The sequence below is a fragment of the Pseudoduganella aquatica genome (assembly GCF_009857595.1).
GTDB classification, from domain to species: Bacteria; Pseudomonadota; Gammaproteobacteria; order Burkholderiales; family Burkholderiaceae_D; genus Rugamonas; species Rugamonas aquatica_A.
Map to the genome: position 1 here is coordinate 84,172 of NZ_WWCU01000002.1, position 12,892 is coordinate 97,063.

The 12,892-nt window shown below is 65.1% G+C and carries 15 protein-coding genes; 7 read left to right on the forward strand and 8 right to left on the reverse strand.

The genetic code is table 11. The features are described from left to right. Position 1 precedes the first annotated feature (1 nt). Entirely contained in the window at positions 2-502 is a 501-nt protein-coding gene (locus GTP77_RS02270; RefSeq protein ID WP_161070549.1) for an Ohr family peroxiredoxin, read from the reverse strand. Between the two features lie 275 nt (positions 503-777). Here GTP77_RS02270 and GTP77_RS02275 point away from each other — a divergent pair, with 275 nt between their 5' ends. Together GTP77_RS02275 and GTP77_RS02280 are read left to right on the forward strand one after the other, a co-directional pair. Further along, positions 778-1,257, forward strand: a complete 480-nt coding sequence (locus tag GTP77_RS02275; protein ID WP_161070550.1) for a carboxymuconolactone decarboxylase family protein — start codon at positions 778-780, stop codon at positions 1,255-1,257. 62 nt (positions 1,258-1,319) lie between these two features. Next, positions 1,320-1,976: a response regulator transcription factor gene (locus GTP77_RS02280; protein WP_161070551.1), complete on the forward strand. Its 657-nt coding sequence runs from the start codon at positions 1,320-1,322 to the stop codon at positions 1,974-1,976. Here the strand turns inward: GTP77_RS02280 and GTP77_RS02285 are convergent. The 3 genes from GTP77_RS02285 to GTP77_RS02295 all read right to left on the reverse strand — a co-directional run bounded on the left by GTP77_RS02285 (position 1,960) and on the right by GTP77_RS02295 (position 4,317). Beyond that, entirely contained in the window at positions 1,960-2,454 is a 495-nt protein-coding gene (locus GTP77_RS02285; RefSeq protein WP_161070552.1) for an Ohr family peroxiredoxin, read from the reverse strand. The two genes, GTP77_RS02280 and GTP77_RS02285, sit on opposite strands and share 17 nt — an antisense overlap. After that, a complete protein-coding gene (locus GTP77_RS02290; RefSeq protein WP_161070553.1) occupies positions 2,451-3,194 on the reverse strand; it encodes an SDR family oxidoreductase in 744 nt (247 codons plus the stop codon). The genes GTP77_RS02285 and GTP77_RS02290 overlap by 4 nt, the downstream gene beginning before the upstream one ends. 148 nt (positions 3,195-3,342) lie before the next feature. Continuing rightward, on the reverse strand, positions 3,343-4,317 hold the full coding sequence (locus tag GTP77_RS02295) for a LysR family transcriptional regulator (protein WP_161070554.1): 975 nt from the start codon (positions 4,315-4,317) through the stop codon (positions 3,343-3,345). A 69-nt stretch (positions 4,318-4,386) separates the two neighbouring features. On the opposite strand from GTP77_RS02295, the gene GTP77_RS02300 reads away from it, so the two are divergent. The 3 genes from GTP77_RS02300 (at position 4,387) to GTP77_RS02310 (ending at position 7,021) form a co-directional block, all read left to right on the forward strand. Beyond that, entirely contained in the window at positions 4,387-5,400 is a 1,014-nt protein-coding gene (locus GTP77_RS02300) for a GlxA family transcriptional regulator (RefSeq protein ID WP_161070555.1), read from the forward strand. 132 nt (positions 5,401-5,532) lie between these two features. Continuing rightward, entirely contained in the window at positions 5,533-5,943 is a 411-nt protein-coding gene (locus GTP77_RS02305) for a cupin domain-containing protein (protein WP_161070556.1), read from the forward strand. A gap of 307 nt (positions 5,944-6,250) precedes the next feature. Next, positions 6,251-7,021: a hypothetical protein gene (locus GTP77_RS02310; RefSeq protein ID WP_161070557.1), complete on the forward strand. Its 771-nt coding sequence runs from the start codon at positions 6,251-6,253 to the stop codon at positions 7,019-7,021. A gap of 438 nt (positions 7,022-7,459) precedes the next feature. Here the strand turns inward: GTP77_RS02310 and GTP77_RS02315 are convergent, their stop codons facing one another. Continuing rightward, a complete protein-coding gene (locus tag GTP77_RS02315) occupies positions 7,460-8,512 on the reverse strand; it encodes a DMT family transporter (protein WP_161070558.1) in 1,053 nt (350 codons plus the stop codon). A gap of 16 nt (positions 8,513-8,528) precedes the next feature. Continuing rightward, positions 8,529-9,209: an HTH-type transcriptional repressor FabR gene (gene fabR, locus GTP77_RS02320; RefSeq protein WP_161070559.1), complete on the reverse strand. Its 681-nt coding sequence runs from the start codon at positions 9,207-9,209 to the stop codon at positions 8,529-8,531. A gap of 156 nt (positions 9,210-9,365) precedes the next feature. Between fabR and GTP77_RS02325 the strand changes: the two genes are divergently transcribed. Then, entirely contained in the window at positions 9,366-10,439 is a 1,074-nt protein-coding gene (locus GTP77_RS02325) for a ferredoxin reductase (protein ID WP_228893253.1), read from the forward strand. A gap of 18 nt (positions 10,440-10,457) precedes the next feature. Continuing rightward, positions 10,458-11,639, forward strand: a complete 1,182-nt coding sequence (locus tag GTP77_RS02330) for a fatty acid desaturase family protein (protein WP_161070561.1) — start codon at positions 10,458-10,460, stop codon at positions 11,637-11,639. Between the two features lie 10 nt (positions 11,640-11,649). Here GTP77_RS02330 and GTP77_RS02335 read toward each other — a convergent pair whose 3' ends face one another. Together GTP77_RS02335 and GTP77_RS02340 are read right to left on the reverse strand one after the other, a co-directional pair. Beyond that, positions 11,650-12,189, reverse strand: a complete 540-nt coding sequence (locus tag GTP77_RS02335) for a lipocalin family protein (protein ID WP_229202046.1) — start codon at positions 12,187-12,189, stop codon at positions 11,650-11,652. Positions 12,190-12,274: 85 nt separating this feature from the next. Then, positions 12,275-12,739: a carboxymuconolactone decarboxylase family protein gene (locus tag GTP77_RS02340; protein WP_161070563.1), complete on the reverse strand. Its 465-nt coding sequence runs from the start codon at positions 12,737-12,739 to the stop codon at positions 12,275-12,277. Positions 12,740-12,892: the final 153 nt, after the last annotated feature.

The following is a 12,892-nucleotide window of genomic DNA, read 5'->3' on the forward strand; positions in this document are numbered from 1 at the left end:
GCTAGGCCACGACGGTGACCACGTTGAGCAAGCCCTCGCGCGCCATCTTGGCGTAGGGGCAGACGCGTTCGGCGTTGCGCACCAGTTCTTCCGCCGTGCCCTGGCGCAGGCCGGGCAGGCGGATCTTCACGTTGGCCATGAGCAGATACATGCCGTCCACCGGATCGCGCGCGAACGACACCGCAACCTCGACGGAACAGCCGGCGGCGCTGAGTCCCGCCTTGGCCGCCAGCAGGTACAGCACGCCGTGGAAGCAGGCCGCAAAGCCCGCCGCGAACAGCTGCTCCGGATTGGTGCCGCCGCCCGGGCCGCCCAGTTCGGGCGGCAGGCGCAGCGCCAGCTCCAGGTTGCCGTCGTCCGAGCGCGCCACACCCGAGGCGCGTCCGTGTCCAGCCTCGCCGCCGGTCACGGTCACTGTGGTGGTGTAGAGCGGCTGGATGTCCTGGCCGACGTATTTGTCGAGCAGCGACAAGGGCGGCGCGGTTGGTGCTGGCGGCTTCATTTTCTGGTGGTCTCCTGGTGGCGGGTGCGCGGATGCGCACGGTGCGGGCCAGTGTAGGCCGGCGCCGCCGCCGCCGGTAGATACGCGCCGGGGTGCACGCTGGTGAGCGCCGTGCACCAGTGCTGGCCGCGTGTTTTGCTGCGTGCGCGTATTGGTGCCTGGCGCTCACCAGCGTGAGGCCCTCCATGCGTCTACCGGAGCAGCTGGCGCGCTCCTAGAATGATTCTGTGCCGCGAGCTTCCGCAAGCGGACTAATACCCAACCAGGAGATCATCATGACGCAGCGTATCAACTACCAGGAGCAATCCCCCGAGCTGTTCAAGAAACTCGTCGAACTCAATACCGTCATCAAGCAGGGCGCGATTGAAGAATCCATCCTCGACCTGGTGGCCATCCGCGCCTCCCAGATCAACGGCTGCGGATTCTGCGTGGACATGCACATCAAGCAGGCCACCATCCACGGCGAGCGCGCACTGCGCCTGCACCACCTGGCCGCATGGCGCGAATCGACACTCTTCATTCCGCGTGAGCGCGCCGCGCTGGCATGGACCGAAGTGCTGACCCGCCTGCCGGAGCAGGGCGTGCCGGACGATATCTATGAGCGCGTGCGCACGCAGCTGTCCGAAAAAGAGCTGTCCGACCTGACCTTCGAAGTCATGGCCATCAATGCGTGGAACCGCATCAACGTCGCCTTCAAGTTCGTGCCCGGCTCTTACGACAAGGCCTTCGGCCTGGACAAAGCCCACCTCGAATAAACCCCCTGGCGCGGCGCGGGGCGGCTTCCGCAGCCGTTCCCGCCAGCCGCATGGAGCCCACTATGAATGCCCCTCTACTGCCATTCGCCAGCCGTCCTGTGGCCCAGCGCATCAAGGTCTACTTGATGCACAGCTCACCCATTGTTCGCGCGGGGCTGGGCGCCATGCTGGCCGGCGAGCCGGACCTGGAAGTCAGCGCGCCGGTACAGTGGCCATGCGCCGACGAAGCCTGCGTAGTGATTGCCGATTACTTCTCCGCCCTGCGCGCCGCGCGCGATTGCGGCCAGGCCCCGGCCCAGTCGGCGCGCGCCATGCGGCTGCTGGTGGTGAGTTCGCAAGGCAAGGCGGGAGAAGTGCGGCACGCGGTCGACAGCGGCGTGCACGGCTATCTGCTGCAGGAGGCCGACGCCGGCGAGCTGCTGGAATGCGTGCGCCTGCTGGGCATGGGCTGCCGCTACCTGGGCGCTGCGGCCAGCCGCAGCGTGGCCAACGCGCTGCACCTTCCGCCGCTGACGCGGCGCGAGGCGGACGTGCTGTCCATCCTGTCGCGCGGCCATCCGGACAAGCTGATCGCGCGCGAGCTGGGCATAGGCGTGGGCACGGTGAAGACCCATATGAAGCAGCTGATGCACAAATTCGACGTCTCCACCCGCACGCAAGTGGTGCTGAGCGCGATGGAGCAGGGGCTGCTGGGCGTGCCTTTCAGTCCACCAGCGTGACCACGCTGAGCAGGCCTTCGCGCGCCATCTTGGCGTAAGGGCAGACGCGTTCGGCGTTGCGCACCAGTTCCTCGGCGGTGCTCTGCTTCATGCCAGGCAGGCGTACCTGCAGTGCGGACGTGAGCAGATACATGCCATCCATCGGATCGCGCGCAAACGAGACCGACGCCTCCACCGAGGTGCCGGCCGCGCTCAGGCCAGCCTTGGCCGACAGCAGGCTGATGACCCCATGAAAGCAGGCCGCAAAGCCGGCCGCAAAAAGCTGTTCGGGATTGGTGCCGCCGCCCGGGCCGCCCAGTTCGGGCGGCAGGCGCAATTGCAGCTCGAGATTGCCGTCGTCCGAGCGGGCCACGCCGGAGGCGCGCCCGTGTTCGGCCTCGCCCCCCGTCACCCGCACCGTCGTTGTATAGAGGGACTGGATATCCTGCCCTACATACTTGTCGAGCAGTGAAAGCGGCGGGGGCGCGAGCGGTTTCATTTCTTCTGCAGCCAGTTCCGTATGGTGGCCGTGCCCAGGCGCGCCTTGCCCGCCGGGACCAGGGTGCGCTCGCCCAGCAGCGCGCCGAAGTAGCGCGCGCCGGCGTCGGCTTCCACCTTGCGCGTATCGCCGATGGACACCAGGTACTGCTGCACCAGCCCGGACAGGGGGAAGGCTTCCGGACCGGCGATTTCCACCGTGCCATTGACCGGCGCGGCGGTGGCGTAATCGGCCATGGCCAGCGCCACGTCGTCCGACGAGATAGGCTGCACCAGGGCAGGGGACAGGCGCACGGTGTTGCCGTCCGCGCCGGATTGCGCTATCCCGCCGAGGAATTCGAAGAACTGGGTTGAGTGCACGATGGTGTAAGGCACCTTGCCTTCCTTGATCAATTTTTCCTGCGCTATCTTACCCCGGAAATAGCCGCTTTCGGCCAGCAGGTCGGTGCCCACCACGGACAGGGCGATGTGGTGCTTCACGCCCGCCTCGGTTTCCGCCTTGAGCAGGTTGCGGCCGGAGGCGGTGAAGAAGGCCAGCACGTCGGCGTCCGCGAAGGACGGCGAGTTGGCCACGTCGATCACCACGTCGGCCCCGGCCAGTACCGCAGCCAGGCCCTCGCCGGTGACGGTGTTGACGCCGGAATTGGGCGAGGCCGCGATGGCCTCGTGGCCGCGTTCCTGCAGGATCTTGATGGTTTTGCTGCCTATCAGGCCGGTGCCACCAATGACGACGATTTTCATGATGAAGCTCCTCTTATTGCGCTCAGAGCGGCTGAGCTGTCCGGTTGCGGAGATCGCGGTACAAGGCCAGTGTAGGCCGCGTCCGGGCGCGCCGGTAGGCGCGTGGACGACAGCACAGTGGTGAGCGGCAGGCACCAATCAGGGCGGATCAGGGCGGGGAGAAATTGCCGATGCAGTACAGGTCCAGCGCGCGGACCTGCAAGGTGATGTAGTCGATGAAGACGCGGGTGCGGGTGGGCAGGTGGCGCCGGTTCAGGTAGCAGAGATAGTGGCCGCGGTCGTCCGGCGCGTACTGCGGCAGCACCGCCACCAGCTGCCCCCTGCGCAGCAGCTCGCACACCTGGTAGCCGGCCAGCTGCGCCAGGCCTTCGCCGTTCAGCACGGACTGCAGCACCAGGTCGGCGTCGTTGAAGGTGCAGGCGGCCTTGGGCAGCAGGGTGCGCGCCACGCCGCCCACCCGGAATTCCCATTCCTCCACGCGGCCGGTGGCGAGCCGGTAGGTGATGCAGCGGTGTTCGGCGATCTCCTCCACGCTGGCCGGCAGGCCGCACTCCTGCGCGTAGGCGGGCGAGGCGCACACCAGCAGCTGCATGGGGATGAGCTGCTTGGCCACCACCTGGCTGTCGTCCATGCGGCCGTTGCGGAAGGCCACATCGACGCGCTTGGCGATGAAGTCGGTGGGGTTGCTGTCCAATACAAGATCCACCGCAATGTCGGGATACAGCGCCCGGAAGCCGCTCAGCAGCGGCGCCACCACCTTGCGGCCGAAGCCGGCCGTGGCGCACAGGCGCAGCTGGCCGCGCGGCGCGCCCGAGCGCAGGTCGCGCATCTCCTCCACGGCCTGCACGATGCGCTCCACGCCGGGGCTGCAATACTCGTAAAATAATTCTCCCTCGCTGGTGAGGGTGGTGCTGCGGGTGGTGCGCAGGAACAAGCGCGTATCGAGCTGGGTTTCCAGTTTGAGGATGCTGCGGCTAACGGCGGAACGTCCTATGCCCAGGCGGTCCGCCGCCCTGGCGAAGCTGCCTTCCGTGGCAACGGCGATGAACGCGACCACGCCGGCGTAGGTGGTGGCGAAGCTGGACGCCAGCGCGTCGCTTTCTGCTGCGGAGAATGAATTCATGTTTTCCAGAGCATTATTCTGAGACAATATTGACAGCAAGTAGACTAAACCCGCAGGAGCAGCCCGTAAATGCCAAACAACAGCGATTTTCTGCCAAGCGCGCCTGGCCAACGCCTGGTGCTGTTTGTGGCTTTCCCCGGCATGTGCATGCTGGATATGGCCGGCCCTCAAACCGTGTTCTGGTGTGCGGACCGCGTGATGCAGGAGCGCGGCCGGCCCGGCTATGCGCGTCACACGGTCAGCCTGGAGGGCGGGCCGGTGCCCACGCTGGAGGGTGTGCCCATGCTCACGGAAGCGCTGTCCGCCTTTGATACGGCGGGTGTGGACACCATCGTCGTGCCCGGCGCGCCCAATATCGAACAGGTGCTGGTGCACGCGCAGCCGCTGGTGGACTGGCTGCGCGCGGCGGCGGCCAGCGCGCGCCGCACCACGTCCGTGTGCAGCGGGGCGTTTGTGCTGGCGCAGGCAGGGCTGTTGGACGGCAAGCGCGCCGCCACGCACTGGGCTTTGAGCGACCGCTTGAAGGAGCTGCACCCGACGGTGGAAATCGACCGCGAAGCGATCTTCATCCGCCAGGGCGGCACCTGGACGTCGGCTGGCGTCACCGCCGGCATCGACCTTGCGCTGGCGCTGGTGGAGGCCGACTGCGGGCGCGACGTGGCGTTGGCCGTGGCGCGCGAACTGGTGATGTTCGTCAAGCGGCCCGGCGGGCATGCGCAGTTCAGCGCCTTGCTGGAATCGCAGCTGAGCGACGGCGACCGCTTTGAAGAACTGCACCTGTGGCTGGCGGACAATCTCGCCAGTGCCGGGCTGACGGTGGAGGCGCTGGCCGCACGCGCGCTGATGAGCCCGCGCAATTTCTCGCGCGTCTACAAGGAGACCACCGGCCGCACGCCGGCCAAGGCGGTGGAGATGTTCCGGCTGGAGGCGGCGCGGCGCATGCTGGAAGACTCCAGCCGCAATATCGACCAGATCGCCCGCGACTGCGGCTTTGGCGACGAAGGCCGCATGCGGCAATGCTTCCAGCGCAACCTGTCGGTGTCGCCCAGCGCCTACCGCGAGCAGCGCGGCAGCGCCGCCTGATTTGTCCCGTATTTGTCCCTGATTGGTGCCTGCCGCTCACCAGCGTGCGGCCCGCCGCAGGCCTACCGGTGACGGCCGCGCACTCCTAGAATTGATCCTGTTGCAGCCCCTCATCCCAACAGGAGTATCACAATGGACATCAAGAACATCTGCCTGGGCCTGGCCCTGAATGCCGCCATGGCCGTGGGCATGCCGACGGCGCACGCCGCGCCCGGCGGCGTTTCCGTCAAGCCCCTCATCAACAAGGACGTGGCCGAAATGCCCGGCAAGGAGCTGCTGATGATCTCCGTGGAATACGCGCCCGGCGGCGAAGACCCGGTGCACCGCCACGACGCGCACGGCATCGTCTACGTGCTGGAAGGCTCCGTCGTCATGGGCGTGAAGGGCGGCAAGGAAGTCACGCTGAAGCCGGGCGACACCTTCTACGAAGGCCCGGCCGACCTGCACACCGTGGGCCGCAACGCCAGCAAGACCAAGCCCGCCAAGTTCGTCGTCTTCCTGCTCAAGGAAAAGCAAAAGCCGGTGCTGATACCGGTGCCGTGATGCTGCTACGGCCTGGCCGGCTCGCGCCACACCGCCATCGACTCGTCCACCGACATGCCGCGCACCCTCGGGACGGGCCAGTTCATGAGCGCTGATCGCGCCCGCATGCGCGCCCTGCCAGCCCAGCAGGCTGGCGGCAAGTGAGGCGAGTTTTCTGCGTAGGGACATGGCGACGGGGCAGGCTGGTCATGCCGGACAGTATAGTCAACCTAATCAGATGAAAATTACTTCCTGTATTGATGTGCGTATAGCGGGCCATCGGCTATCTGCCGAACAGCTCGCTTATCATGGACCTTAAGGGGGAGCCATGGAAGACCGCGCAGAGTTCTACAGGAACAATGTCCAGGCAATTGAGCAGCTGCTATTGGAGCATGAGGTCGCAGATTTTTTTCGTGGCAACCTATACTTGCACGTTGATGGGCATGCTGAAGGCATCCCGCTGATTGAACTGGAATTGCCCGATCTTGGCGAAGGGCCTGTCAGCTTGTCGCCGGTTGATGTTGGCCGCTTGTTCTTTGCGCCGGATGAATCATTGATTGACTTTGCGCGCATTAACGAAGGCAATGACGGCAGCCCCGCTGGTTTCAGCGTAATTTCGGACAGTCCATTCGTTCAGGACGGTTATCCAATCCAGGTTATTGCGTATCGCAAGAACGACGGCCATGCGCTTCTGCTGAAAAACCTGCATTTGCGCACTCTCTTGTTGTCGCCGGAGGCTCCAGAAAGGTTTGCGACGATCGCTTTTGGCCTAATGGCGACTACTGCATACCGGTTCGGCTTTTTGGAAATCACGCTCTATGCGGCAGGCAGGGGGCCAATTCAACGCAATGACCCCGACGAGCTGGTGGGATACGCAGTCTGGCCAAAATTTGGTTTTGATGCTGAACTTGAAGCTGTCGTCCTGCAAATGGCGCCGGAGCATGTGAGGCGCTGCCGGACCGTTCTTGAAGTTGCCGAGATCGCTCCAGAATGGTGGGCGGCGCGCGGTATTGGCTGTTTCATGTCATTCGGTTTGAGGCCAAACAGCCGCTCATGGATGGTCCTGTTAGAATATCTTTATCGGACCGTGGAGGGTTGATGCAATGCCATTCCCAAAAAAAACATCTCTACTTCCACAGCATACTGTGGAGTCGTATAAGGAGCTGGCGCGCCTACGCCGTGCTGCTAGCGAGCTACGGTTGGGTGCTTTGTCCGACGGAGCAACAGCAAAGTTTGAGGACCGGAAAGCGCCCCCGGCGGACGCTAACGTAACGATCCTCAAGGATGGGGGCAAGGTAACAGTCCTGCTAGGTAAAACGCGGCCCATAACGAAACTCAGCACGAAAGCTGCGCTCGGCCACTCAGACCTGTCTATACCCGAGCTCAAAACAGAGAAAGATTCCATTAGGAATCTGGCGAAGCGCAAACGCGCCATTCGGCAAGCAGGCATACCAGAGGATTGATCCCCGCGCTCCGCCGAGCAGACATGCCGAATTGGCAAGCCGGCCTGTCCGTGCGCGCGCAGTTCGCCGCGTGTTCAATGATCGTGACGATGATGTATGTCGGGGTAATGGGGATGGCTGTGCCGCAGCGGCGCGTGCGCATGAGCATGCGCGTGCGGCTCGGCGCCATCCCACTCGAAGTCATGTTCGTGCTGGTGGTGTTCGTCGTGGCTGTGCATATGCGCATGTGACATCGGAAGGTGTTCGTGCTCATGCGCGTGCGATTCCGTCAGGTGCAGCCAGATGCCTCCGCCCATGAGTGCGGCCGCGATCCAGAATAAGGCGCCAGGCACTTCGCCCAGCGTCAGCAGCGATAGCGCTGCGCCTGCAAAAGGCGCAGCCGAGAAATAGGCGCCCGTGCGGGCCGTGCCCAGATGGCGCAGCGCGAGCACAAAGAGCACCAAACTCAGGCCATAGCCGCAGAAGCCCACCACGGCGGCTAGCAGCACCGTTTGCGCTTCCGGCATGGCGCCTCCTAGCGCAAGTCCGATCGCCAGGTTGACCGATCCGGCCACCAGTCCTTTTATGCCGGCGATCTGCAGCGGATCGCTTGCCGACACTTTGCGCGTTAGATTGTTGTCGATGCCCCAGCACAGGCAGGCCCCGGCAATGGCGATTGCTCCCCAAGGCAGCCCCGAGGCAGGCGCCTGCTCCCACGAGAGCATTAGGCCGGCGGCAACGATGAGCAGCATGCCGATAAAAATGCGGCGGTCGAAGTTTTCCTTGAATACAAACCAGGCCAGCATGGAGGTCAGCACCCCTTCCATGTTCAGCAGCAGCGACGCCGACGAAGCGGAAACGGTACTGAGCCCGGCCATCAGAAGCAGTGGCCCGGCCACGCCGCCTGCGGCAACGGCGCCGGCAAACCAGGGCAAATCATGTCGGGTGAGTGCGACAGGTTTGTCCCGGGCATTGCGCTTGATGACTGCGCGCGCCGCATAGCAAGCCAGAAGGCCGATCCCGCTGCCCAGATACAAGACGCCGGCGAGCGCCACCGGCGGCATTTGGCCCACCAGGGTCTTGGCGAATGGCGTGCTGGCGCCGAACAGTAGGGCTGCCAGCAGAGCGTAGACGACACCTGCATGCATAAAAATGTCCGAATCGCTACCCGCGGCGCGACAGCACCGCCGCCTGGTGGGCGTCCTTCTCCTGCCACTTGGATGCGCCCAGCAGGATCACGTGCAGCTGCTGCACGAAGTTCTCCTCCATCTCGCCCTCCAGCAGCGGCTGGCCGGGCGGCAGGTCCAGGATGTCGGTGGCGGCGGCCAGCATGGTCATGACGATCAGGCCGCACACCATTTGCAGGCGCGGGGTCGGCAGGTCGCGGTAGCGGCCCAGCGCGCGGATGTCCTGCGCCATCTCGTTGGTGAAGTGGGTCACGTCGGTGCGGATGGCCAGGCGCAGGATGCGGCTGCCGCCCGAGCGCTCGGTGGCGATGAACTGGAACTGCAGCCGGTTCGCCTTCACATAGTCCAGGTACACCCGCACCGAACGGCGCAGGATGGAGCCGCGCGACACGTCGATCTGGCGCGCTTCGCGCAGCAGGCGGCGCAGCGTGATGCCGGTTTCGTCCACCAGCTCCAGCCCCAGTTCGTCCGTGTTGCGGAAGTGGCGGTAGAAGGCGTTCGGCACCACGCCGGCCTGGCGCGCGATCTCGCGCAGCCCCAGGCTGGTGAAGCTGCGGCCTTCGCCCACCAGCGTCAGCGCCGCTTGCAGCAGGGCCTTGCGGGTGCCGGTCTTGCGCTCCGGCCGCGCCGCGCCTTCGTCTGATTCATGCTCGATCATGGCTTCCTTGTGTACAGGTGTACCGTCATTTTACACGTGCAATTCACGGAAATGTGACGGGCGTGTGACGTGGCTGCCTATTTGTTGTGCAGACGGGACTTGACTTGATGTGTACAAGTGTCCACAATCATGGCTATTCTTATTATTTGCTATGCCATGACACTACGAGCATCCCTGGCGCGCCTGGCGGACATGTTTGCCTATCCGCTGCGCCATTCGCACTATGTGGAGCTGGTGAACCCGCTCTGGACCACGCACGCGCTGATGGCGCGGGTGGTGGGCGTGCGCGAGGAAACGGCCGACAGCCGCACGCTGACCCTGCGCCCCGGCGCCGGCTGGCGCAGCCACCGACCCGGCCAGTTCGTGCGCCTGGGCGTGCCGATCGGCGGCCAGCGCCATACCCGCACTTATTCCATTTCGTCCGCGCCCGACCGCGAAGACGGCTGCATCACCGTCACCGTGAAGGCGGTGCCGGAAGGGCGCGTGTCCGAGCGCCTGGTGCGCCAGGTGCGCGTGGGCGAATACCTGCCGTTGGGCGAGCCGCAGGGGGACTTCGTGCTGCCCGAGTCCATGCCCGTGCATCCGCTGTTCATCACCGGCGGCAGCGGCATCACGCCCATCATGAGCATGCTGCGCAACTATGTGCAGGAATACGAAGTGGTGCCGGACACGGTGCACCTGCACTACGCGCCGCGCGAGCGCGACGTGATCTTCGGCGGCGAGCTCGATACGCTGGCGTCCACCCAGCGCCACTACCAGCTGTTCCGCCACTACACCCAGGACGGCGGCGCGCGCTTCAGCGCCGAACAGCTGGAAGCGGCCTGCCCGGACTGGCGCGAGCGCGAAGTGTGGGCCTGCGGCCCGGCCAGCCTGCTGGCGGCGGTGGAGGCGCACTGGCAGGCCGCCGGCCTGTCGCACCTGCTGCACGTGGAGCGCTTCCACGCGCCCATGGCGGCCGGCACCGACGCCGCCACCGCCGGCCGCGTGCTGTTCGCGGGCAGCGCCACCGAGGCGCAGTCGGACGGCGTGACCAATCTGCTGCGCATCGCCGAAGATGCCGGCCTTAATCCCAAGCACGGCTGCCGCATGGGCATCTGCCACGGCTGCGACACCAAGCTGGTGAGCGGCTGCGTGCGCGACCTGCGCAACGGCGCCCTGATCGCCGAGCCGGGCGACACCGTGCAAGTCTGCGTCTGCAGCGCGGTCGGCGACGTCGAACTGGCGCTGTAACCACCCAACGAGAATTCCATGCCTATTCCATCCCACCTTACTCCCTCCGACATCGCAGCCTTTGGCGGCGAGATCGAAGCGATCCGCAACGAAGTCATGGCCAGCCGCGGCGAGCGAGACGCGCGCTATGTGCGCCGCCTGCTGAAAGTCCACCGCTGCCTGGAAATCGGCGGCCGCCTGGGCATCTACGCCAGCCTGGCGCTGCTGCCGCAATGGGGCCACGCGCTGGCCGGCTGGGCCTTCTTCTGGCCCGTGATGGTGCTGGGCGTGCTGACGCTGGGCGCGGCCAAGATCCTGGAAAACATGGAGATCGGCCACAACATCCTGCACGCGCAATGGGACTGGCTGCGCGACCCGGAGATCCAGTCCGGCCGCTGGGAGTGGGACCACGTTTGCCCGTCCGACCAGTGGAAGCACGCGCACAACGTCAAGCACCACACCTGGACCAATGTGCTGGGCAAGGACGCCGACGTGGCGGGCTACGGCCTGCTGCGCCTGTTCTCCGGCCAGCGCTGGAAGCCCTTCAACCTGGGCAACCCGCTGTGGGCCTTGCTGCTGGCGGTGTTCTTCGAATGGGGCATTGCGATCCAGGAGCTGGAACTGGGCCGCGTGATCCAGGGCCGCATGAAGTGGTCCGCGCTGCGCCCCATGTGGCTGCGCACGCGCGCCAAGATCCTGCGCCAGGCGCGCAAGGACTACCTGCTGTTCCCGCTGCTGGCCGGACCGTTCTTCTTCTACGTGGCGGGCGCCAACGCGGTGGCCAATATCGTGCGCAATCTGTGGACCTACCTGATCATCTTCTGCGGCCACTTCCCGATGGACGTGCATGTGTTCACGAAAGCGGAAGTGGAGAACGAAACCCGCGCGCACTGGTATGTGCGCCAGCTGCTGGGCTCCTGCAATATCAAGGGCGGCAAGCTGTTCCACATCATGAGCGGCAACCTGAGCCACCAGATCGAGCACCACCTGTTCCCCGACATGCCGAGCAACCGCTACGCCGAAGTGGCGCCGCGCGTGCGCGCGCTGTGCGCCCAGTACCGCCTGCCGTACAACACCGGCTCGCTCACGCGCCAGTTCGGCACGACGGTGCTGCGCATCCTGCGCATGAGCTTCCCCGGCTACAGCCCCTTGCTGGACGGCCCGCCGCCCAAGCGCGCGCCGCGCGCCCGCAGCACGGGCGACACGGCCAGCCCGGCCTGATTGCTGATTCCTACTGCTTGGCAGCCTGCGGCGTGTTCACCAGCTTCTGCAGGCTGTATCCCTGTTTCTCCAGCCGGGCCAGCAGCGCCGCATAGGCTTGCGGCTCCACCGTTGGCGTGCGCGACAAAATCCACAAGTACTCGCGTTTGGGTTCGCTGACGGCGGCCAGCTGGTACTGCTCGTCCAGATCGATTACCCAGTAGTCGGCCCACACCATGGGCAGGAAGGACAGCCAGGCCGGCGCGAAGCGCACTTCCAGCTTGGGCGAAGTAGCGCCCCCAATTTGGCGCCCTTCGGCGGTCGCGGAGATGGTTACACCCGGGCCGGTGTCGCAGCGGTTGGTCACCTGCACCGTTTTGTCGGGCTGCAGCGCGTAGTTCGCGGTGGTGTTGCCCACGCATTTGCGCTGGAAGTAGTTGGGGTATTTTGCGATTTCGTACCAGGTGCCCATATAGCGCGGCACGTCCAGCGCGGCGATGGGCTGCACGGGCGCGGCGGCGGCGCCCGTGCAGGCCAGGATAAGACTGGCGGCGGTCAGCAGTTTGTACATTGGTGTTCCCTCGGCCCAAAGCACCATGGTAGCGCCTGGCGCCAGAGTTGTGCTGCGAAAATCGACCCTGGCAGGGGAGGGGGGCTTACATGCCCGGCGCCGGCACTTCCGGGATCTGGTTGCGCAGGCTCAGGTTAATCATGTTCCAACCCTTGATGACGGAGATGGCGTAAGCCAGTTCGGCCACCTCGTTGTCGTTGAAATGCTCGCGCAGCTCGGCGTAGGCCTTGTCGGTGTCGTCCTTGTGCGGCAGGGCGTTCACGGCCTCGGCCCAGCCCAGCGCGGCGCGTTCGCGGGCGCTGAAGAAGGACAGCGGGGCTTCGCGCCAGCCGGCGATGGCGTTCAGGTGGCGGTAGTCCGCGCCTTGCTTGACCAGGTCGCGCCAGTGCATGTCGATGCACATGCCGCAGCCGTTGATTTGCGACACGCGCAGATTGACCAGTTCCACCAGGCGGGCGCCCAGCGAACTTTGCTTGACGGCGCCGGACAGGCCGATCATGGCTTTCAGTGGAGCGGGGGCCAGGGTGAAGAAGGGGATACGTGCGCTCATGATGGTTTCTCTTTTCAGTGTGGGGCAACACCCAGTGTGCTGCCTTCATACTCATAAGACGTGGGCCGCCGCGCGCTTGTGACAGCTTTTCGAAAATAATTTCAATTCAGATATCCTCTGCGCACAAGGAATTTGCGTGGGATCAAGGTAGGT

Excerpts from the sequence above, each read along its gene's own strand:
- GTP77_RS02300 (WP_161070555.1), top strand. The coding sequence starts at position 4,387 with ATGCCAAACAACAGCGATTTTCTGCCAAGCGCGCCTGGCCAACGCCTG.
- GTP77_RS02285 (WP_161070552.1), bottom strand. The coding sequence starts at position 2,454 with ATGAAACCGCTCGCGCCCCCGCCGCTTTCACTGCTCGACAAGTATGTA.
- GTP77_RS02295 (WP_161070554.1), bottom strand. The coding sequence starts at position 4,317 with ATGAATTCATTCTCCGCAGCAGAAAGCGACGCGCTGGCGTCCAGCTTC.
- GTP77_RS02305 (WP_161070556.1), top strand. The coding sequence starts at position 5,533 with ATGGACATCAAGAACATCTGCCTGGGCCTGGCCCTGAATGCCGCCATG.
- GTP77_RS02335 (WP_229202046.1), bottom strand. The coding sequence starts at position 12,189 with ATGTACAAACTGCTGACCGCCGCCAGTCTTATCCTGGCCTGCACGGGC.
- GTP77_RS02280 (WP_161070551.1), top strand. The coding sequence starts at position 1,320 with ATGAATGCCCCTCTACTGCCATTCGCCAGCCGTCCTGTGGCCCAGCGC.
- GTP77_RS02270 (WP_161070549.1), bottom strand. The coding sequence starts at position 502 with ATGAAGCCGCCAGCACCAACCGCGCCGCCCTTGTCGCTGCTCGACAAA.
- GTP77_RS02330 (WP_161070561.1), top strand. The coding sequence starts at position 10,458 with ATGCCTATTCCATCCCACCTTACTCCCTCCGACATCGCAGCCTTTGGC.
- GTP77_RS02325 (WP_228893253.1), top strand. The coding sequence starts at position 9,366 with ATGACACTACGAGCATCCCTGGCGCGCCTGGCGGACATGTTTGCCTAT.
- GTP77_RS02315 (WP_161070558.1), bottom strand. The coding sequence starts at position 8,512 with ATGCATGCAGGTGTCGTCTACGCTCTGCTGGCAGCCCTACTGTTCGGC.
- GTP77_RS02275 (WP_161070550.1), top strand. The coding sequence starts at position 778 with ATGACGCAGCGTATCAACTACCAGGAGCAATCCCCCGAGCTGTTCAAG.
- fabR (WP_161070559.1), bottom strand. The coding sequence starts at position 9,209 with ATGATCGAGCATGAATCAGACGAAGGCGCGGCGCGGCCGGAGCGCAAG.
- GTP77_RS02340 (WP_161070563.1), bottom strand. The coding sequence starts at position 12,739 with ATGAGCGCACGTATCCCCTTCTTCACCCTGGCCCCCGCTCCACTGAAA.
- GTP77_RS02290 (WP_161070553.1), bottom strand. The coding sequence starts at position 3,194 with ATGAAAATCGTCGTCATTGGTGGCACCGGCCTGATAGGCAGCAAAACC.
- GTP77_RS02310 (WP_161070557.1), top strand. The coding sequence starts at position 6,251 with ATGGAAGACCGCGCAGAGTTCTACAGGAACAATGTCCAGGCAATTGAG.